The organism is bacterium (assembly GCA_026416715.1).
Classification (GTDB): Bacteria; UBP4; UBA4092; order JAOAEQ01; family JAOAEQ01; genus JAOAEQ01.
In genome coordinates this window covers 38101-58816 of sequence record JAOAEQ010000017.1, presented here as the reverse complement: position 1 = coordinate 58816, position 20716 = coordinate 38101, and the positions used below count along the sequence as shown (strand labels likewise).

Sequence of the window (20716 nt, the reverse complement as noted above, 5' to 3'; positions counted from 1 at the left end):
CTACGTCTGAAAGGGCGGACGAAATAGCGAGAAAAAAACTATAACTTTAAAATCCAAAATTCTAATGCCATAAGAAAGGATTGTATTATGCCATATGTTATTGGAGTAGATGGAGGCGGTACCAAAACTTTAGGGATTATCGCTGATATCCAAGGGAATCTATTAAAAGCGACGAAACGAGATTCCAGTAATTATCTGCAGGTCGGGATTGATAAAGCCCGTGAAAACTTACTTTCAATTTTAGACGAACTCGCCGCGTCGCAGAATATTGATAAAAACAGGGTTGAATCAGTTTGTTTAGGCCTTGCCGGAGCCGGACGACAAGAAGATAGGGAAACGATAACCCAAGCGTTACGTTTCGGCGGGTTAATGACCCGATTGCAAATCGTGCCGGATTTCTTAATTGGATTAGCTGCCGGAACCCTATCTGAACCGGGGATAATTGTTATTTCCGGTACCGGGTCGGTCGTTTTTGGAATCAATAAAGCTGGAGAGACAAAACGGACTGGCGGTTGGGGACATATTCTTGCTGATGAAGGTGCGGCATATCAGTTCGGTCAGGAAGCGTTGAAAGCGGTTATGCGCGCGTATGATAAACGCGGACCGAAAACGAAATTAACCAAAAAAATACTAACCGCATTAAATTTGAAACATCAGGATAATCTCGTGAAATGGTCGTTATCTGAGAATGGCGGGTTATCGAAACCGGTGGTAGCGGAGCTAGCGCCGCTCGTTTTTGAAGCGTATAATGAAGGAGATAAAGTTGCTGAGAAAATAATTGATTTAGCTTGTCGAGGGGTAGCGCAAATGGTGAAAGCGACGGTTAAAGGATTGAAAATGAAAAACGATACATTTAAAATTGTGCTGAGCGGCGGCACCTTTAGCCATCAGCCGGTGTATGTTGAAAAACTCAAACCAAGACTAGCAAAAGTCGCTCCCCATGCAGAAGTGGTTCTTCCGAAATATGAACCGGTTATCGGCGCAATTCTGCTAGCGATGAAAGATTGCGGTATCAACGTTACGCCAGAAATTTTATCGAATATCGAACAGAGCTGGACAAAAGTTATCAGTTAATTTAACCCTAAAAAGGATGATCAACCTTCAACTGTAGGTTAGGTTGAATCAGAAATGAACATTTGAGCATTGTATGGTAAAAGGAATCAAGAAATATACCCGTGAACCTATCGTTCGGGTTGGAATAATCGAACGTGCACCAGAAGCATATTTTACCATTTCATCGCCCGTTGAACTGGTTCCCGAAAAAGGGGTTACAGTTCGGTTAACGCCAAGTGGTCGAGATAAATGGCATATCGCGTTGTTTGGGTCGGAACTGCAGGTGCAAAATATCCATACCGGCGAACTCCATCGATATCCTGCAAAATATATCCGAGTTGAACCGATTGAACCGCAGAGCGCAAAAATTATCGTGCATGATGTAACCATTGGAATCCAATTCCACTGGCAGCGAAAAGAAGACCAAACATTTCCAGGCGTTATTGAGTTCCGACGAAATAAGGATGATACCATTTCGGTTATCAACGAATTACCAATAGAATCGTATCTCCAGAGTGTTATCTCTTCTGAAATGAGCGGAACTAGTCCGATAGCGTTACTACAAGCGCATACGGTAATTGCGCGAAGTTGGTTATTAGCGCAGATGGATAATCCTCCGCATATTGATTTCGATGTTTGCGCTGATGACCATTGCCAGCGATATCAAGGGCTCAAACGGATGACCGCAACCGCCGTGCAAGCGGTAAACGATACTCGTGGGCAAGTCTTAACCTATCAGAATACAATCTGCGATACCCGATATTCAAAAAGTTGCGGCGGGATATCCGAAAACTTCGAAAATGTCTGGCAAGATACACCTTTTCCATATTTATCGTATATAATTGATGCGCCAGAAAATGAATTTCAGGACTGGTTAAAAACAATTGATGGGAAAAAAATCCAATTCGGCTCGAACAGAAAACAAATTCCAGATTTAACTGATGAAATAACCGTTCGTGAATGGATTACACACCGTCCTCCGGCATATTGCAATGCTTCTCCGGAAGTGTTAGAATCGTTATTAAATGAATACGACCGCGAGATACCGGATTTATTCCGCTGGAAAGTAGTCTATCCACGGGAAGAATTAGAGCAGTTGATTCAGCAGAAAACCCAAGAAGATATTGGTACATTACTCGATTTAGTTCCGATAAAACGAGGTATATCCGGTCGGCTGATTTATCTAGATATAGTAGGCAGCAAAAAAACGCTTCGTATTGGAAAAGAGCTCAAGATCCGCAGCGCGTTATCTCCGAGCCATCTCTATAGTTCAGCGTTTGTCGTTGATGTTGAAAAAGGGAACAATGGTATTCCGATACAATTTACTCTCCTTGGCGCAGGCTGGGGTCACGGAGTCGGATTATGCCAAATCGGCGCCGCAGTTATGGCAACGAAAGGATTCGATTATAAAACGATCCTCTTCCATTATTATCTCGGAACAGAAATTTCTTTCCTCTGGTAGTAAACATCATACCATATAGGGCGAGAAACCCGAATTGATCGAATCAATTCGGGTTCCGCTCCAGATAGACTCCAGGAACAAACAAAACTCAGCAAGTATAGTAACTCTAAGAAAATCAGTGTAAAAGTCAAAATATCTAATGGAAAATCTAATTGTTGTGGCAACATAATTTTTTAACTTTTAACGTTCAAGCTTTATCTTTTTGAATTGATGTTAATTAAGAATTTCCCAATAAACAGGTTCAACTTGAGTGGGAATAACGGTATGCGCCCAGACGCCGGTGCCGTCGGTAGCAGCGTAGATGGTTTGCGGTATGCGTTGGTTTAGCAGAATTTGGTTAATACGGAGATTCGCCAATCGGGTATTGAACGGTTGCCACGAAGTGCCGGCATTATTACTGAAATAAACGCCGGAATCATCAGTTGCTGCATAGAGTAGGTTCGGATTCGATGAATCGATAGCGATAGAAACAACATATTTCTCTTCCAAACCGGAGTTAAGCGGAGTCCAGAATATCCCTGCATTTTCAGATTTATATACTCCACTCCCGGCGGTTCCGGCGTAAATAATAGTTGTATTCGTTGGATGGAATGTTAAACAATAGATATATTCCGATTCGATACCGGTATTACTAGCTGACCAAGTTATCCCACCGTTACTTGTTTTATATACTCCTGAACCTGCGGTTCCAGCATAAACAATATTGTTATTTGAAGGATGGATTGCAAGTGAATAGATATATGATTCATCGAGACCCGTTGTTACAGATGACCAAGTATCTCCGGCATTAACGCTTTTATAAACGCCATATCCACCTGTTCCTGCATAGATAATATTTGAATTATTCTGAGCAACCGCAAGTGCATACACGCTGGGTTGTCCGATTCCGGTGGTTTTATTCGACCAAGATGCGCCACCATTAATAGTCTTATATATTCCATATCCGCTGGTTCCTGCATAGACGATATTCGATTGTATCGGGTCAGCGGTTAAACATTCGATATATTTATATCCCATCCCGACCGTAACCTGTGACCACGTTGTTCCTGCATTCAACGTTTTGAATACGCCGGAAGCACCCCATAATCCGCAATAGAGAATATTTGGATTCGTTGCATCTATGGCTAGAGAAGTTATTTCACGCGCAGAAATGCCAGTGTTTGAAAGCGACCAACTGCTGCCAGCATTCGTTGATTTATAGAGTCCAGCAAGCCAGGTTCCAGCAAAGACAATATTCGGATTCGTTGGATGGATTGCCACGCAATCCGTCCATCGGGTCGTTCCCATTCCAGAATAAATCCAACTCCAACTAGCTCCACTATTCGTGCTTTTATACATTCCACTTTGCCAAGTTCCGGCATAAATAGTTTTATTATTATTCGGGTCAATTTTTAATGCGGCGACATCTTTCGAGCCCATTCCAGTATTCGATTGCGTCCAATACCCGCCGCCATCAGTTGAAATATATACTCCGTTACTATAGGTTCCTGCATAAACAATATTTGAATCAACAGGGTCAATCGCTAACGATAAAACAGTTTTATTGCCCATTCCGTTCGTTATTTGCGTCCAATTATTTCCGCTATTCGTTGATTTAAATACACCGTAATAATCCGTTCCAGCGTATATCGTCGTCGGATTTTTCGGGTCAATCGCAAGTGCATAAACTTCCTGATTTCCCATACCATTAATAACCTGCGTCCAAGTAACTCCAGCATTATCGCTGCGATATACTCCGTAGTAATAGGTGCCGGCATAAATAATATTCGGATTCGTCGGATGGATAACGAGTGCGTTTATTGTTAGCGCTTGCATTCCGGTCGAGATTCGCGACCAAGTCTCTCCGAAATCATAACTTTTATATACTCCGGAAGAACCAGTTCCTGCATAGATAATATTCGAATGGATAGGGTCAATTGCTAGCGCATAAACTTCTTTTGCCCCTAACCCGATTATTATCAATCGCCAGGACGTCCCGCCGTCAGTAGATTTATATACGCCACCACCAGCATCGGCACCGAGATAGATATTATTCGGATTCGTTTGGTCTATTGCCAACGACCGAATACTTCCCCCTTCTGGACCGAGCTGCGACCAGAATCGGTCTCCAGCATACCCCTGTGAAATTACAAAACTCAAGAGCAATAATACGAATAAACCATATCTAACGTTCATGGCATTCTCTCCTATTCATTTCTCCGCCTATAACGGAACAGAACATTATCCATCTCGCCCTTTTCCAGAATCAGTAATCTGCATCAGTTCTTCCGGATATGGACTGAGAAACGTTTGCCCTTTTAAATAAGGTTCATCGAACCGCACTATCCAGGAATTTAATATGTTCAATGGGACACTTAACGGAACTTTTTCCAGTCGATATTTTTGTATGGCATCCAGAAAAAATGATTTCTCTCTTGCGGTCAATTGTTTTGAGAAATACCCGAGTCCATGCATAAGAACGTTGATAACGGAAGTATATCGTGGGATTCTGCGCAATGCGGTATATAATTCTTGTTGATATTCAGTCCAAATCTTATCAAGGGGTAACTTTTTCTGATTTGCAACGAGTTTCCCTAACGTCCGTAACGATTTCTGGTTATAGAGCATTAAAAGATATTTATTTGCGGTATGAAATCGAACCAACTCTTTCATCGATTTAGCTAGGTTTCGAAATGAGGCGAGAGTATATACCCGAGTTAGAAAATGTTCACGAATTTTAAAATTCGTCAATCGCCCTTCATCTTCCACCGGTAAATAAGGGAACTGAGTGATAACCGCTTGCCCAAAATATCCGATACTTTTTTCGATAATATTATGTTTATCTATTCCCGGATAAACTTTAACATCTTTAATCCCACAAGAAGGCGAGCGCGATTTGAGAATGAATCCGTCAATATCATGAATTGAGTTGAGATACGATTCCGCAAATCGAATCATCTCTTGGGTGACATCTCGGCCGGTAGCAGGCTGAATCAAAGATAGTTTACCTCGCTGCAGAATAAGTCGAATCGGGTCGCGAGGAACACCTAACCCGATTTCTAGCTCAGGACAGACCGGATTGAATTCCGCATATTCTTGTAACCGATTGATGAATCTATCGAAAATTATCTCACCGTTGTATCGGCAATATGCGCCAGTCAAACATTTACTTATGACTATCCTCGGTTTTAGCATTAGAGAAATTTGCCGTTATCATCTATTGAGTATATACAGATAATAGTTTAATACCGCAGCGAAACTTACCCAAAATATATAGGGTATTAAAAGAACCACGGCTAATTTTGATATTTTATAGAAACTAATCATTGTGGCAAGTATCGCTATCCAAAGGAAAACAATGATCATCAAACCAGCTAGTGGCGATTGAAATCCAAAAAATGCAATTGACCAGATGCTGTTTAAAAAAAGCTGAATGAGAAAAATACTTAGAGCAATTTTTACCGGTTTATGGTTTAATCCTTTTTTCCAGATTAGAAACGCTGCGATACCCATCGTAATATAGAGGAACGTCCATACCGGCTGGAAAACCCAATTCGGTGGAGTAAACGTAGGTTTGTTTAAGGTTGCATACCAGCCTGGAATAGCTGGTTGGGTAAAAAACGAACCGATAACTCCAGCTAATAGGCAAAGGACAATACAGGTAAACAATTTAATAGCATTAACGGTATATATCTTCATAAAAGTATTTATATAATACCATACAAGAGTTGACAAAATCATATAAAAGAGCGATAATAATATTTAGAAAGATAAATTGTGCTGGTCGGATGACCGCCGCTCATAAAAGTATAAAGTACCAAGTGCTAAGTGCTAAATATCTATATGTGAATACAAACTCTTGGTACTTTGTACTTTGTTTCTGAGAGGAGGAAAGTCCGGACTTCATAGGGCAAGGTGGTCGCTAACCGCGACCTGGGGAAACCCAAGGGAAAGTGCCACAGAAAATATACCGCCGGTTGACGTCAGTCAGTCGGTAAGGGTGAAATGGCGAGGTAAGAGCTCACCGCAGTCTTGGTGACAAGACTGGCAAGGTAAACCCCACCTGAAGCAAGACCAAATAGGAGAAAGTTCGAGTTGCCCGCTCGATGAACGTAACGCAGGTTAAGTTCGCTTTCTCGGGTAAGGTCGCTTGAGTTCGGTAGTAATATCGAACCTAGAGAAATGGTCATCTGTCTGATATTCAATCAGACAACAGAATCCGGCTTATAGACCAGCTCCCCTCTGTTCGAATCGAACCGAGGGGGAAATTTTACAATCCAAAATCCGAATTATTAAAAACAACGCAAATGCACATTTCGCTATTCGAAGTGAAATGCAAATTTCAAATTCCATACAGAAAAAGAGAAATTTGCTCGCTGTAACATCATTGTTTGAATTTCTTCCGTTTGAAACTTACTCCAGCGAAAATAACTAATCCTACCGCAGTCAAACTTGAAATAATTATTCCATAGAATAAACTCATGGGAAAATATCGGAATTCAACCTGGTAGTTTCCCGGTGGGAGAAAAACAGTTCGGAAAATACCGTTCGCTTTCAAGATACGAGTCGGTTTCCCGTCAACATACGCTCGCCAACCAGGATAATAGAGTTCACCAGTAACCAGAAACCCCGGGCGAAATAATACCGCTTGATAAACTATTTTATTTGGAGTATAGCTGGACACATTCACGTGCGATTTAATAATTTGAATTTCAGGAGAAGTAGTTGGGTTCGGTTGAGTCGTATCATCCGCAGTTTCCGGTTCTGGTAAAACCGGTTTTTCTTCATCATAGCGATAGAGTATATCCAGCGGATAGGGGATGGTTAGTTCTGCTATAGGAACATTAGTATTTTGCATCGCTGTGCCAGGTTTGCTTCCTTTAACGCCAATAAGTGCAAACGTATTTCCTGTGATATCTTCCGGTTTACCACCAAGCAATCGTAAGCTAGAACTGATGTCCGAAGTTAGATAAGGAGTTTCGTTTCCTTTCCAGGCGATGAGAACAATTCGGTTATCCGGGATAGTTGTTAAATATTGGACAAACCGACACGTGGTCGTTGTGTCGATACAAGCTTCTATTCCAAATGTGGATACATCGTCTAATTCCCGAGTATCCGGATTGAATACCACAACATTATATCCCGGTAGGTTATCATTTATTTCCTGATTATCGATCTGGATACTCGCTTTCTCCGGAGAGCTAATTACCATAAACGGTCGTGGAGCACGCAGGTTCGTCTGGCCGATTAAATTCTCTTGCTTTTCAACCATTGTTCCAAAACTTTCGTTAAGGATAATCGTAGTTCTTGGGTCAACGGTAGCGTCGGATAGATAGCGTAACGTAGTTCGGAGATTTTTACAGACTCGCGCACGGTGAACAATATACGGCTGAGGGAAATACTCGGTATTCTGATAAATATTCAGCACCGACAACCGATGGTTAATATTGAGGTTCACCTGAAAAGACAACAACCATTTTTCTGATTGTAATAGGAGAGGCGAAAAGAGATATTTAACCCGTAATCCATTAAGTAATTTCGATTCGCCGGTGTTAACCACGGCGAAATGGGTGGTATCTTCGTATGGTTTCCGTTGCGGATTTCCACCATTTACATAATCAATATAATCCCGATACGACCGAAGCATGATTGGGTTGTATCCCTGGACATCGAACGCATGATACACCATACTGACATTTGGAATTAAGTAATATGATATTGCGGGTGTAGAAGGTTGCACCGGGTTCTGTTCGTCTTCAATTGTAAGTATGCGATAGAATCCCGGGTCTTTTTGATGCAGGGTTGTATAAATCGTTTTTTCTGGATAGAGCTGATTCGGATAGATATACTCCAATGGATATTGAACGATTTGCGGATGGAGCTCGATTAGGGTTACTACGATCGCAAGTATCGGGAATAACTGGCGAAATATACCGAATCCGTTCATAATCCAATAGATGCATAAGATACCGAATCCAGGCAGTAATCGGATAAGGAGCGGTAGTTGGTTTAACAATCCGAAAAGCAATCCGAGAATAACCACAATACTAACTAAAGGAATGAAAAATGAATAGTTTATGCGCGCAATTTGTGCCGGGGTTTGTCGTTCAAAATATTCCGTAATATTATGCAGTGCTAGTCCTGCAAGCGCAGATAATGCGAAAACGAAAATCAATAGATATCGATGGAAAACAAAAAAATGGTTCAGTGCGGGAACCCGCATCATGAGAGTAACCATATGCGGTTCAAGAAAGACAATGGCACCGGATAATAGAATGAATAACCAGAATATCAAGGTATATTTTTTATATTGTTGGTGTATAATGTTAAACCCTAACGAAAATAAGATGAGCAATACTGCGGTGCTGCCAATAAACCCACTGATTTCGAAGTCATTTATACCGCCGCCAGCGAAAAGGTCACGAACAATTATCGGGAGATTCTGCCAGAAGAATATTCCACGAACCTGGTTGGATAAGGGCATTCCGGCACGAGTTGAATGCTGGTAAAACTCATACGCCGGGAGAAGATAGAGTGCACAGAGTAAAGTCGCAATAACCAGAGCCAAGCATAATCCACCGACCCGAGATATAATCAGCTTTTTATCGAGTTGAAATTTCGATAGAGAAAGTATCCAGATGAGCATACTGCTAGCGATCAGCAAAAATATCCCTATCACGATAATATTCGTGAGTTGTGATAAATGTTCAATCTGAGCGATAGCAATGAGAATAATTAAACTCATCGAAATAATAACGAAAAAGATTAATAGAATAACCGCAATAGTTCGAACGAATAGCGTTGAATCAATCCTTTTTTCAATTTTACAACTTAATTGGATACATCTACACGCAATATATAACGCAGCAAAAGTTAATATGATTGCAATATATTGTGGGTATCCGCTAAGTAGTAATAAGCTTATGCTAATTATAGTGAGCGAAATATTGGCATAGGATAGGTTATATAATAATCGTTCGATAGCAAATAATAGTAATGGAAGATAGACCGCAGAAAACACTAACGCTGGAATAAGAATTTTGGGAACGAGAAATCCACTGAACATAAAACAACATCCGCCGAGAATCGCCGCTGAACGAAGGAGTCCAAGTTGCCGCAGATATAAATAGGTAAACCATCCTGCAAGCAGAAAGTGGAATGCTAAATCGAGACCAAACGCAACTCCGGGATTGAACAATCCGAACAAGATAATATGAATCGGGTAACAGAAGCCGGATTGCGGATCAGCAAAAATCGGTGTTCCTGAGAAAGAATAAGGATTCCATAGCGGGAATATACCTTGTTTTAACCAATAGGATAAAAAATTGAATTGCGGATAGAACTGCAAGTTTACATCACCGCAATTGGGAATTTGGTGGAGCAAAATTAATTGCGGGAAGAAAAAACATACGGCAACAATAAATAATAGTATTACTCCCAGTTCACGCAGATAAAACTTCAAAGGCATAAGTTTAGAACATATCATGGTTCCACGAACAGGAATAGCTTTATTCCCATTCATCAATTAGCTTTTAATGTCCGATGTTTCCATCGGATACGAAATAAATCGAACAGCATTCGAGTTGCATCGGTAATCGGATTAACTTTAGTTGCTGGAGAATTGACCCACCGGACTGGTTCTTCAACGATTTTATATCCTAACCTTCGTGCGAGATACAATAGTTCGACATCGAAGCTGAATCGGTTAATAGTTTGTCTAGAGAAAAGTGGTTGAATAACTTCAGCACGAAATAACTTAAACCCGCACTGTGTATCTTTGATTCCTGGGAATACTAACTTTTGTACGAACCAATTGAAAATTTTCCCCATTCGTTCACGAAACCATGGCTGATGTTTCAATACCTGAGATGTAGGTAGACCACGGGAACCAATGACAATATGACAGTTTTCCGATTCCATAATCTGGAGAAATCTATCCAGCTCTTCAATCGGTGTAGATAAATCCGCATCGGAAAAAAGACAATATTTTCCTTTCGCTTCGAGCATGCCGGTTTTGACTGCATAACCTTTCCCGCGATTCGGTGTATATCGAATGAATTTGAGTGTTTTGTATTCCTGAATAAAAGGATGGATAACGGATTGGGTACCGTCTGAACTGCCATCATCAACCACAATTACTTCTGAAGAATAGGATTTCGTCGCTAGATAAGCAATAATTTTTTCTATGGTCTGCCTAATTCTGGCGGATTCATTGTATGCCGGAATGATAATAGATAAAAAAACTGAATCGTTCATGTTTTAGGTGAATATATAATTATATTCAATATACATCGTATCCATCGTTGGAATCAGATGCTATATTATATCAAAAATCTTGACAGAAAGGTCTATCGTCGCTTAAGATTATTATGGTTAGCTAACAAGAGGTAGGTTTTCTTTACGTAGAAGTATAGCCAGCATTGAAATGCTAGAGTAGACAATGATAGAGGTTACGCGGGAGTAGTTCAGTTGGTAGAATACTAGCTTCCCAAGCTAGGTGTCGCGGGTTCGAATCCCGTCTCCCGCTCCATTGCTCACATACCCGATATGCTGAATAATGATAGATCTCGCAGTTCAACCGTTTCAATTTTGGGGATTAATCGAAATTATTCGCACTTATTTTCTGGTAGATTTGACTTTCTCTTTTATCGCTTGTAAATTGAGTTTCCCACTAGCGGTTTTCGGTAGTTCGTGCCAGAACTCAAACTGGCGCGGAATTTTATAATCAGCTAAATAGTTCCGGCAGAAGTGTTTAATTTCGTCCGGAGTGATGGTTTCGCCATCACGCGGGACTATGATTGCTAACGGAACCTCACCGCGGATTTTATCATGACCGGAGACACAAACCGCTTCTTTAATTTTCGGATGCTGGGATAACACATTGTCTATTTCGAGCGGATATACTTTCATTCCTGCAACTTTCATTAACCCTGCACGACGGGAAACAAAATAATAATATCCATCCGAATCTTTCCGAACTAAATCTCCAGTACGATACCAACCGTCGCTAAATGCACGAGTTGTTTCTTCTGGATTTCTATAATAACCTGAAACTACCGCAGGACCCCGGATATACATTTCTCCGATTTCTCCTGGCGGACATTCTTTCCCCTGTTCATCAACCACCTTAACTTCATAGTAGTTACACGGTTGACCCATAGAACCTGACGGGCGGTCAATGGAAGTACGAACAGCTAACGCGATACCGGAGGTTTCAGTGCTTCCCCACACAGGAAGGAAATAGCAGGTTTTCTTGCGAACACTATCAGAATTTTGGATAGCATGTTCGATACGATATGCTAATCCATCAACGGTATGCATCCCGCCAGCTTCCATAATCCGAAGCATACGCAAATCATATTCGTTATTTTCTAGAGTAGGAACCAGCATTTCCATAAACGTTGGCGGTGCCATTAAAGCCGTAACTTTATGCCGACTCATTGATTCTGCAATTGATTTCGGGGAGATATAATCCTGTAAAACGAATGTTCCACCTAAAAATAGTGCCCGACAGAATAACTCGTGTGGATGACCATAGGATGGAAACATACACAGATGGATATCGTTCGGAGTTAATTGTAATGTTTCAATTGACGCGAGCGTATTCCAATACAGATTATTCTGGTTTGTCGCCGCAGCTTTTGGAAAACCGGTAGTTCCAGAGGTAAAATTTAAATAGATTGTATCTTTGGTAGAAACATCAGTTTTAAAATTTGTATCGGGAAAAGAAGCAATGATCCTGTTCCATGATTCACCAAGTTGTACTGGAGTTGATTCTGGCGGTTCAATAATCACAATCCGCTTTTTCGGCACCAACTGTTCTAACAGTGCAAAATATTCATAGACATAGTGATAATTGCCAATAATAACTTTCGGAGGAGCAATCTGCAGCATTTGTTTCATTTCCGGAATGGTAAATTTATAATTTAATGGAGTAAAAATACCACCGACTTTAACAGTGCCGAGGAAAACGGTTACCAACTGCGGAATTTTGCCACAAAGAACCGCAACAGGGTCGCCCTTGTTAACTCCCATTGCAACCAACCAGTTAGCGAATTTATTTACCTCTCGCTGGAGCTGCCGAAACGTGATTCGCTCCTGATGATAAATAATCGCGGTTCGTTCGGGAGAATTTTGCGCATGGTAAGCTAATTGTTCGTCTAGTTTAATCATGTTTTTTATGAACAGTTAGAGAATGAAAATTGGTATTATTCAAATGGAACAAGAATGAGCAATATCTATGCCATTTAATATCAAGAATTAGCCAATAGCTATGATGCATACTTATACTAAAATTACATAGGTCTGGTTTACTATTGATCAATTAAATGTTAAGAAATATAATTTTGTAAATTTAATTATACAGAGCGTAAATGTTATTACTCAAAGTTTTTATGCTTAAACAATATAGTTTATCACCAATTGATATACGGTAACAACAAAATCTTAAAAGTATTTGACAACAACCAGAACATGCGTTATATTATTATTAGCGATCAGCAATAAACCAAAATCAGCGATTATTCGTCTAATATATAACATTGAAATATGTGGACGTATGATCAAAAAGCAATCAGAGTAGCGTTATTGGGATTAATCTTGATTTTACTAGGATTTTTATATCCGCATACGGTATATTATGACCGAGTTGTTGATGGGAAAGTTATAGAAACATTCCGTGGCGAAGCTCGAGAACCAAACTTAATACCCGCAATGCGTGATGGAACCATCTATCTTGATAACTCTGGCAGATTACTTACGGTAGATGCTAGCTTACCTCAACATACTATCCCTGTTACACCTGGGGGTACAGTTTCACTGCCTTCTCCGGGTACCGGATGATGAAAATAAATTCGTTGCGCGGCGCGCAACATCCTATAACCGAAAGAAATAACACTGAACCAGAATCAGGATAAATTTTATCATAATTTTTATCCCGAATTAACCGATTATGGCGAAAAAGAAACCAGCAAGATCTGCCGGGACACGAAGAAATAAAACGAGGCGGTTGATTGCCCCTCTGATTGTTTTGCTATCAGCAACGGTTATTGTGTACATCCTAGGCAGTTATCATTTCCTTCAGACGAACGCAAAAATGTATGTCGTCCGAAAAGTACATTTTGGATTCAAGGATACCTATGTGGATATGCGAAAATGGAGTGCGCTGGATCTATTTTATCATCCGGAAATTAAGCAAGCGATTATCAAGGTTGGAGGCCAGAATCTTTTAACCCAACTGGAACAAACATTTTCCCAAGTTGAAGAATAACAAATAACCAAAATACAAAGGCAGTAAACCATATAGACTCTGGTTTACTGCCTTCTAAATTTTATTCAGGTTAGAATTTATCCGGAGCGTTCTTTTTTCTCTTGGCAGGAAACACAATATCGTGCAAACGGGACTACAGCCAACCGTTCTTTACTAATTGGTTTTTTACATTCTTGACAAATTCCAAAAGTCCCTTCTTCAATCAAACGTAATGCTTCATCAATTCGGTCGAGGGCTTCTTCATTATTTCCATTAAGAATAATAGATAGTTCTCGTTCGTGAGACGCAGAAGCTAAATCTACCCAATCAGGAAGTTCTGACGAAGCAATTTCACCATATCCCGCATTGAGTCCTTGTAGAATTCGCTCGCGTTCAGCAATTAATCGGTCATAAAACATCTGGAGTTCTTTCCGTGGGATTTTTTTTCGGTCTCGTTTTGAATATTTCAACCCTTTTTCAGCTTTAGTTGCCATTTCCTATTACCACTCCTTACTTATAAAATAAATTCAGTAGTTTCTCTTTTTTAAGAAACTACTGGGGTAGTTTTATTTTGCAAAAATATAACTGATAAACTTATAGATAAGTTTTGCGACTAAAAATTCTGAAGTTACCTGCCCTCCTATAGGAGATAATTCTACTACATCAAACCCGATGATGTCAACTGAATTCGTTAATTGCCGTAAAAATCCGGTTATGGTTTCCCAATCTAACCCATCAGGTTCAGGGGTACCCGTGCCAGGGACATACGCCGGGTCAAATACATCTACATCTATCGTAACATAAATCGGACTGGATAAAGCTGCGATAATCTCTGAAAATAATTCTGGGTTCTGTTTCAGGTCACGAGCAGAATAAATACATCGATTCCGTTGCTTTTTGATATATACTGCTTCTTCTTGACTATAACTTCGAATTCCAAGCCCGACGGTTGGTATTCCTAAATTCCGGATCTGTCGCATTACACAAGCGTGGCTAAATTTCGTTCCTTCAAACTGAGGGCGGAGATCCGCATGCGCATCAAGTTGCACAACAGTTAACTTCGGATATTTCCGCTTGAATGCGCGAACTAATCCTAACGTAATCGAATGTTCACCGCCGAGACTAACCAAAAATTTGTTCTGCTGGATAAGTTCACGAGCTGCTTGTTCAATTCGGTTAATATTTTTTTCAACTGTATCTAGATTCGAGTCTAGTTCTGGTAAGGTATGAATTCCGACGTGATATACTTCGCAATCCAGTTCGTCGTCATAAGTTTCAACATATCGTGAAGCATCGAGTATTGCTTGCGGTCCAAATTTAGTCCCGCTACGATACGAAGTTGTTGCTTCATACGGTATAGGGAGAATAACAACCGATGCTGATTCGAACCGGGTATATTCTTTTGGTAACCCTAAAAAGTTTGGTTCTGGCCGATATAAATGCTGGGATAATGTAGTCGTTTTCTTTTTTTTATCCATAATGCTTTAACAATCGGATTTATTTCCGACGATAAACAAATAAAAAAATAAATGGAGGCGGGAATCGGATTCGAACCGATGAATAGAGGTTTTGCAGACCTCCGCCTTAGCCGCTTGGCTATCCCGCCAAATTCAATGTCAATACCTCATTATTGTGCTAGGAAAATTGTAAATTATAGTAGTGTAAACTGCAAGTTGCTGTCAAGAATAAATTATGCAAATTGAGCTCCAGTAAAGAACACTTAAATAAAACAAAAATATAGTTGCATAGACTATTTATAGATGTCTTCGGTTTAATTTGAGTTAGCATAATATAGCATTTTTAGGCGAAATAGGTTATTTGTTCAAAAAAACGTGCATTAATTTGTTGCAAATAGAGTTGAACTATGATATAAATAATTAATCTAAATTTGGTTGTTTAAATCTCGTTTTAGTATTTTTAGTGTACCGTTGTATGTCGGATGGATTAAATTCATATTCCAGTCCAACGTTGTTAAGTTATATTTCCGGATTGTTTAGTAGTTTAGAACCAACCCGGGTATATCATTCAACGGTTGTATTAGGAGCGCAGTTACTAGCCGCTGATGCAGCGCTATTGTTCGCGCTAAATCCATCCGAACCAACGAAACCGATAGGGTCTCTCTTATCCGCAACCGATACTCCGGAAGGGTTCATCGAAACGGTTACCGCCACTCCTTCTGCTACCGGTAGCGCAATCAATCAGAGTGCGGTTGCAAAGTTAGTACAAGGATTTCGAGTTCATGTCGTTTCCGATGTTTTAGATACGGCAACTGCGGCGACCGGATTTGATAGGCAAATCTATCTCGATTATGGATTTCGGTCATTTGTCGTTGTGCCGATTCTCGGTAAAAGTGAACTGCTGGTATGTCTCGTACTTTATTATTCAACGGTGAAAACGTTGACGAAACCAGAATTATCCGCTATTGCAACGTTTGCTCGGGAAGCGGGAATCGCTATTGAAAATGCGCGAAATTATGCTGCGGTATCAGCGGCAGCAAATAAACCGAGCGCTACCGCTAGAAAAAAAGATATCCTTAACATCAATACATTACCTGCAGATGAAATCGTCCAGCATTTAAAACAATTTGAATCGTTAGCTAATATCGGAATGCTTGCGGCATCGGTTTCACACGAAGTCAATAATAGTATTGACGGAATAAAGAATTATCTCTATTTGATTTCATCGGAGACCGCAGCTGATCATCCGCATAAAGAATATCTGAAACTCGTAAACGCTGAACTAGAACGAACCGGCAAAATTATTCGGCAACTCCTCGACCTCTATAAACCTACAAAAGCGCCTTATCAGGAAGTAAATATTAACGAACTCATTGAGCAGACTCTCCTATTACTGGGGAAACCTCTCCGAGAAAAGAAATATACGGTTACACTCGATTTATCGCCATCATTACCAGCGGTTAAGGGAAGTCCAGACCAATTGAAACAGGTGCTATTGAATCTTTGCTTTAACGCACTGCAAGCAATGCCGAATGGTGGAGAGTTGAAACTCTCGACACGAATTGACCCGAATATACCGAGCCGAATCCAACTTTCTGTTATAGACACTGGCAGTGGAATTCCGGAAGATAAATTACCGCATATATTCGAACCATTTTATACCACGAAACCAGGCGGAACCGGACTCGGGTTAACGGTCTGCAAACAGATTATTCAAGAGCATCAAGGGGAAATCATCGTTGAATCGAAATTACATACCGGTACTACATTTCATGTTTATATTCCCATCTGGCAACCAGCGGATAAATTAGACATCCCAATATTTACTGATTCCGCATCGGGGGCAGATAATCTACCCATTTTGCCATCGAATGCAAAGGAGAATTCAAGATTGTGAATCACCACAAGCAGCATCAACTATTTCGAACTCAGCAACCGGATGCGATTCTCATTGTTGATGACCAGGAAATTATCCGCCGCAGTCTTTCAACCATCTTAGAAAATGTTGGATATCAAGTAACGGCGGTTGCTACGGTAAAAGAAGCGGTGCAATGTTTGCATCAAATGCAATATTCGCTGGTGCTGACCGATTTACGGCTTAATGGCGAATCCGGATTGGATATTATTGAACATGTTAAACAATATTATCCGAAGACATTGGTGATTCTCCTTACCGCCTATGCCAGTGTAGAATCCGCAATTGCGGCGTTACGCCGCGGTGCGTATGATTATTTGGTTAAACCGTGCAATGTTGACGATTTAAAGCATACAGTTAAACGGTGTTTGGAAATTAGGAGACAGGGAATTGAAAACGAGCAACTTCGCGATGAACTTGAACGTGCCTATTTTTTAACTGTTCGCGCGTTAGCCGCAGCAATTGATGCAAAAGACCGATATACGCGGGGTCATTCCGACCGAGTAATGAAATATTCGACACAAATTGCAGAAGCGTTAGAGCAAAATGTAGCTATGACCGAACGGTTAATTCGTCATTTCCAATATGCGGCGATGATTCATGATATTGGGAAAATTGGGATTCCGGATCATATTCTCAAAAAAGAAGGGAAATATACTCCGGAAGAATATTCGGTGATGAAACAGCATCCGTTGCTCGGATATGATATGCTACGAGATGTTCCTTATTTACAAGAGGTTAGCTTATATCTCAAGCATCATCATGAATGGTATAATGGGAAAGGATATCCAGACGGATTACAGGGAGACGATATTCCACTCGGTGCACAGATTATTGCTGTCGCTGATGCCTATGACGCAATGACTTCCGACCGCCCGTATCGGAGAAGTTATACACATCACGAAGCAATCCAGGAAATAACCAATTGTTCCGGAAGTCAGTTTGCACCGAAAGTAGTTGAAGCGTTTCTTTCCCGATATAAATATGGTATACCGGAAGAAGCAAAAGTATTTATTTAACATTTCCATATCAGATATCGGGTGAACAACTTAGTATTAACTGGATCACCGTATTATAGCAACGGGTATCATTCTGGTTTTTGCGCTATAATTAATTCATCGAGGAGGAATAAAATATGCCGACGCAAAAAATTGAACGAGAACAACGTCGAGTAGCGATTATCGTTCCTGGATTTCGGGTTGAAGGGAAAATTCATATGTTACCGAAAATGCGGTTATCCGAATTTGTTAATACTGCGCGTCAGTTTATTCCGGTTACCGAAGCGCAGGTTTATAGCTCTGATGGAAGCCGCAAACTTTATACCTGTGAGTTTATGGAAATCAACCGTGGGTCAATTATCACGATGATACCATTAGAATCAAATCCGGATACCATATAACCTCCTGCGGTTGAATTGTAGGGGGAAAGAATACAATATTTATTCGGAGATAGTTCTTCGTTTCTGCAATCTATCATCCGCCACGCGCTAAAACCAATACCGCTACTTTATCACATCCTGCTTGTTTTAACATATGGCTACATTCGTTAACCGTAGCGCCAGTGGTCATAATATCATCAAGCAGGATGATTTTTTTCCGGGTTAATAGATGCGGATTGCGAACTGCAAACGCTTGCGAAACGTTGGTCAACCGTTTTTCGCGAGATATTGCCATTTGCGGGGTTGTATATCGTTTCCGATAAAGATTATCGGTAGAGAGTGGAATATTGAGTTGTTCGGATATAATACGCGCAAGGACTTCAACCTGATTGAATTCTCGGTCACGCTGTTTCGCTGGATGCAATGGAACGGGTATAAGATAATCATAAGTTTGATAATCAGCCAAATCCCGACTTTTCTTCAGATATTGGATCAGCAGATTCGCGAGCGGTTCCGCTAAATCTTCTTTATAGTGCAATTTAAATAGTTGGATTGCTTCCCGCAACACCCCAGTGTATTTTCCGATACTGCGTGCAAACGCAAACCATGGATTGAGTGCTATACAATGGTTGCACGACGCAGTATGTCCATCACCGGACGGATGTCCACACCGTAGACAATATGGCGGGAAAATATATTCGAGTTTATTCCAGCAGATTGAACAGATTTTTCCGGGAGCGAGTTCAGTTGCCGCTAATTTCGTCTGACAAATCCGACAAACATTAGGGAATAGCAGGTCGCGAAAACCACTCAACATGATGAACACACTCACAATCCAACACGCAAAATTTCAATGAATGAGCAAGCGGATTCAAATCGCTATATTTCTAGTTATAATTCCGTTTCTTTTGAATAATCCTTACCGGTTAGTTTTTTCAGGTTTGCTACTGCATGACGACGCACCGAAGCATCGCGATCAGAGAGCATTTTCAACCAGAATTCAATATCTTTATTTTGCATTCCGGGATTACAGGTTCGACACGACCGACGGCGGGACAGTATCGCATCGCCGACGGTAGCAAAATAAATCCGATTTTTTTCTGCAATACCCTTAGCCCAGTTGCAATCGAGAAAGTGAAATATCGGGGAACTAACGCTAGCAACATATTCCCCTTTCGGAGCTGAAAATGTGGTTGAGAATTTCGAAACTTTATCTGCTGCTTCTGTTGCCGGCACTGCAGGACCGATTTCAGGTTCTAATTCTATCGGACCAGCTAATGGAATTCCGAGATGGTCCATTTCTTCTATATCAGAGACGAGAAATTGCAATCGTGCAGTTCCGATTTCGATGATATCTTTATGGAATAACAACCGATCACCTTTAATCGGCTCACCGTTCACCTTTGTTCCTTTCCAGGTTCCAAGGTCGGTAATATAATAATTTTTACCCTGTCGTGTTAATTTTGCATGCTGTTTTGCAATCATCCAGTCCGCAAGAACCACATCACAACCAGCATCGCGACCGATATAGAGTTCCGCTTTATCAAGTTTGAAATTTGATTTCTCTGCTTTCCCTTGCAGCAGAACCAGAAAACTCGGCTCCGGCTCAGCAACGATTATTGTCCGGTCGAAATCGAACTCACGATGCGGGTCAGCGCCAGTAAACCGTACATCTTCCAGATAAAAGATTTTATGTTTACCAATAGAAATCACATCGTTATGTTTCAAAATCCGGCGGTTAACCCGTTCACCATTGACAAAAGTTCCGTTAGCGCTTTTTAAATCGGTGATGATAAATTTCCCTTCTTCTTTCGTTATTTGACAATGGCGACGTGATACCGCTAAATTGTCAATTACCACCTCATTATCTATTGCCCGACCGATACTGATTAACTCTTTATCAAACGAATATTTTTGCACCACTTGTTCGCCGAGTTTAATAATCAGTTGTGGCATAATATCTCCTCCAATAAGTTCTTCCAATATCTATACCATTGTATCTCTGACTAAAGTATTTCGTCAACTAGTCAGATACAATAATGGTTAATGTTTATCATTGAAAACCAGCGGCTACACCATAATTTACTATGCGAAAACTATACCGAAATTAAATCAGCGAATACCCCGAAATATAATCTGAACCGAAAGCGGGGTAGAACCCGAATTGAACCGATCAATTCGGGTATCACTTCGAAACCGTTAAATTCCGTTAAGGTTAATCAAA

17 protein-coding genes, 2 tRNA genes and 1 other RNA gene are annotated in these 20716 nt (G+C 40.6%); 9 read left to right on the top strand and 11 right to left on the bottom strand.

What is annotated here, in order from left to right:
* Positions 1–87 precede the first annotated feature (87 nt).
* Positions 88–1074 carry a hypothetical protein gene (locus tag N3A72_08335; protein ID MCX7919595.1) on the top strand — a complete coding sequence of 329 codons (987 nt, stop codon included), beginning with the start codon at positions 88–90 and terminating at the stop codon, positions 1072–1074.
* Positions 1075–1147: 73 nt separating this feature from the next.
* Positions 1148–2515, top strand: coding sequence for a SpoIID/LytB domain-containing protein (locus N3A72_08330; GenBank protein MCX7919594.1), 1368 nt, complete (start codon positions 1148–1150; stop codon positions 2513–2515).
* A 213-nt stretch (positions 2516–2728) separates the two neighbouring features.
* On the opposite strand, the gene N3A72_08325 is transcribed toward N3A72_08330, so the two are convergent.
* Genes N3A72_08325 through N3A72_08315 form a run of 3 tightly spaced genes read right to left on the bottom strand, consistent with a single transcriptional unit; the run spans position 2729 to position 6193 of the window.
* On the bottom strand, positions 2729–4690 hold the full coding sequence (locus N3A72_08325; protein MCX7919593.1) for a hypothetical protein: 1962 nt from the start codon (positions 4688–4690) through the stop codon (positions 2729–2731).
* Between the two features lie 45 nt (positions 4691–4735).
* Positions 4736–5689, bottom strand: a complete 954-nt coding sequence (locus tag N3A72_08320) for a DUF523 and DUF1722 domain-containing protein (protein ID MCX7919592.1) — start codon at positions 5687–5689, stop codon at positions 4736–4738.
* 18 nt (positions 5690–5707) lie between these two features.
* Positions 5708–6193, bottom strand: a complete 486-nt coding sequence (locus N3A72_08315; protein MCX7919591.1) for a tryptophan-rich sensory protein — start codon at positions 6191–6193, stop codon at positions 5708–5710.
* Between the two features lie 77 nt (positions 6194–6270).
* Here N3A72_08315 and rnpB point away from each other — a divergent pair.
* An RNA gene (rnpB, locus tag N3A72_08310) (RNase P RNA component class A) lies at positions 6271–6737 on the top strand.
* 141 nt (positions 6738–6878) lie between these two features.
* On the opposite strand, the gene N3A72_08305 is transcribed toward rnpB, so the two are convergent.
* Both N3A72_08305 and N3A72_08300 read right to left on the bottom strand, forming a co-directional pair.
* A complete protein-coding gene (locus tag N3A72_08305; GenBank protein ID MCX7919590.1) occupies positions 6879–9962 on the bottom strand; it encodes a YfhO family protein in 3084 nt (1027 codons plus the stop codon).
* Positions 9963–10015: 53 nt separating this feature from the next.
* Positions 10016–10750 carry a glycosyltransferase family 2 protein gene (locus N3A72_08300; GenBank protein MCX7919589.1) on the bottom strand — a complete coding sequence of 245 codons (735 nt, stop codon included), beginning with the start codon at positions 10748–10750 and terminating at the stop codon, positions 10016–10018.
* Between the two features lie 198 nt (positions 10751–10948).
* Here N3A72_08300 and N3A72_08295 point away from each other — a divergent pair.
* Positions 10949–11024 (top strand) — tRNA-Gly (locus N3A72_08295).
* An 86-nt stretch (positions 11025–11110) separates the two neighbouring features.
* Here the strand turns inward: N3A72_08295 and N3A72_08290 are convergent.
* The gene (locus N3A72_08290) at positions 11111–12667 is read right to left on the bottom strand and encodes an acyl--CoA ligase (protein MCX7919588.1); all 1557 of its coding nucleotides are present in this window, start codon (positions 12665–12667) and stop codon (positions 11111–11113) included.
* A gap of 375 nt (positions 12668–13042) precedes the next feature.
* Between N3A72_08290 and N3A72_08285 the strand changes: the two genes are divergently transcribed.
* Together N3A72_08285 and N3A72_08280 are read left to right on the top strand one after the other, a co-directional pair.
* Positions 13043–13336 (top strand): hypothetical protein, encoded by a 294-nt coding sequence (locus N3A72_08285; GenBank protein ID MCX7919587.1) that lies wholly within the window; start codon positions 13043–13045, stop codon positions 13334–13336.
* Between the two features lie 109 nt (positions 13337–13445).
* The gene (locus N3A72_08280; protein ID MCX7919586.1) at positions 13446–13763 is read left to right on the top strand and encodes a hypothetical protein; all 318 of its coding nucleotides are present in this window, start codon (positions 13446–13448) and stop codon (positions 13761–13763) included.
* Positions 13764–13840: 77 nt separating this feature from the next.
* Here N3A72_08280 and N3A72_08275 read toward each other — a convergent pair whose 3' ends face one another.
* From N3A72_08275 to N3A72_08265, 3 genes are all read right to left on the bottom strand, one after another.
* Positions 13841–14236, bottom strand: coding sequence for a TraR/DksA family transcriptional regulator (locus tag N3A72_08275; protein ID MCX7919585.1), 396 nt, complete (start codon positions 14234–14236; stop codon positions 13841–13843).
* Between the two features lie 72 nt (positions 14237–14308).
* Positions 14309–15220 (bottom strand): agmatinase, encoded by a 912-nt coding sequence (gene speB / locus N3A72_08270; protein ID MCX7919584.1) that lies wholly within the window; start codon positions 15218–15220, stop codon positions 14309–14311.
* Between the two features lie 52 nt (positions 15221–15272).
* A tRNA-Cys gene (locus tag N3A72_08265) sits at positions 15273–15348 on the bottom strand.
* A gap of 326 nt (positions 15349–15674) precedes the next feature.
* Between N3A72_08265 and N3A72_08260 the strand changes: the two genes are divergently transcribed.
* The 3 genes from N3A72_08260 to N3A72_08250 all read left to right on the top strand — a co-directional run bounded on the left by N3A72_08260 (position 15675) and on the right by N3A72_08250 (position 18513).
* A complete protein-coding gene (locus N3A72_08260; GenBank protein ID MCX7919583.1) occupies positions 15675–17096 on the top strand; it encodes an ATP-binding protein in 1422 nt (473 codons plus the stop codon).
* Positions 17093–18133: a response regulator gene (locus N3A72_08255; GenBank protein MCX7919582.1), complete on the top strand. Its 1041-nt coding sequence runs from the start codon at positions 17093–17095 to the stop codon at positions 18131–18133. The genes N3A72_08260 and N3A72_08255 overlap by 4 nt, the downstream gene beginning before the upstream one ends.
* 116 nt (positions 18134–18249) lie before the next feature.
* Complete coding sequence (locus tag N3A72_08250) at positions 18250–18513, top strand: hypothetical protein (protein ID MCX7919581.1); 264 nt, start codon at positions 18250–18252, stop codon at positions 18511–18513.
* A 73-nt stretch (positions 18514–18586) separates the two neighbouring features.
* Here N3A72_08250 and N3A72_08245 read toward each other — a convergent pair whose 3' ends face one another.
* On the bottom strand, positions 18587–19309 hold the full coding sequence (locus tag N3A72_08245; GenBank protein ID MCX7919580.1) for a ComF family protein: 723 nt from the start codon (positions 19307–19309) through the stop codon (positions 18587–18589).
* Between the two features lie 74 nt (positions 19310–19383).
* On the bottom strand, positions 19384–20448 hold the full coding sequence (locus N3A72_08240) for an FHA domain-containing protein (protein ID MCX7919579.1): 1065 nt from the start codon (positions 20446–20448) through the stop codon (positions 19384–19386).
* Between the last annotated feature and the right edge of the window lie 268 nt (positions 20449–20716).

Excerpts from the sequence above, each read along its gene's own strand:
- N3A72_08305 (MCX7919590.1), bottom strand. The coding sequence starts at position 9,962 with ATGCCTTTGAAGTTTTATCTGCGTGAACTGGGAGTAATACTATTATTT.
- N3A72_08275 (MCX7919585.1), bottom strand. The coding sequence starts at position 14,236 with ATGGCAACTAAAGCTGAAAAAGGGTTGAAATATTCAAAACGAGACCGA.
- N3A72_08335 (MCX7919595.1), top strand. The coding sequence starts at position 88 with ATGCCATATGTTATTGGAGTAGATGGAGGCGGTACCAAAACTTTAGGG.
- N3A72_08250 (MCX7919581.1), top strand. The coding sequence starts at position 18,250 with ATGCCGACGCAAAAAATTGAACGAGAACAACGTCGAGTAGCGATTATC.
- N3A72_08315 (MCX7919591.1), bottom strand. The coding sequence starts at position 6,193 with ATGAAGATATATACCGTTAATGCTATTAAATTGTTTACCTGTATTGTC.
- N3A72_08290 (MCX7919588.1), bottom strand. The coding sequence starts at position 12,667 with ATGATTAAACTAGACGAACAATTAGCTTACCATGCGCAAAATTCTCCC.
- N3A72_08280 (MCX7919586.1), top strand. The coding sequence starts at position 13,446 with ATGGCGAAAAAGAAACCAGCAAGATCTGCCGGGACACGAAGAAATAAA.
- speB (MCX7919584.1), bottom strand. The coding sequence starts at position 15,220 with ATGGATAAAAAAAAGAAAACGACTACATTATCCCAGCATTTATATCGG.
- N3A72_08285 (MCX7919587.1), top strand. The coding sequence starts at position 13,043 with ATGTGGACGTATGATCAAAAAGCAATCAGAGTAGCGTTATTGGGATTA.
- N3A72_08245 (MCX7919580.1), bottom strand. The coding sequence starts at position 19,309 with ATGTTGAGTGGTTTTCGCGACCTGCTATTCCCTAATGTTTGTCGGATT.
- N3A72_08240 (MCX7919579.1), bottom strand. The coding sequence starts at position 20,448 with ATGCCACAACTGATTATTAAACTCGGCGAACAAGTGGTGCAAAAATAT.
- N3A72_08300 (MCX7919589.1), bottom strand. The coding sequence starts at position 10,750 with ATGAACGATTCAGTTTTTTTATCTATTATCATTCCGGCATACAATGAA.
- N3A72_08325 (MCX7919593.1), bottom strand. The coding sequence starts at position 4,690 with ATGAACGTTAGATATGGTTTATTCGTATTATTGCTCTTGAGTTTTGTA.
- N3A72_08320 (MCX7919592.1), bottom strand. The coding sequence starts at position 5,689 with ATGCTAAAACCGAGGATAGTCATAAGTAAATGTTTGACTGGCGCATAT.
- N3A72_08330 (MCX7919594.1), top strand. The coding sequence starts at position 1,148 with ATGGTAAAAGGAATCAAGAAATATACCCGTGAACCTATCGTTCGGGTT.
- N3A72_08260 (MCX7919583.1), top strand. The coding sequence starts at position 15,675 with ATGTCGGATGGATTAAATTCATATTCCAGTCCAACGTTGTTAAGTTAT.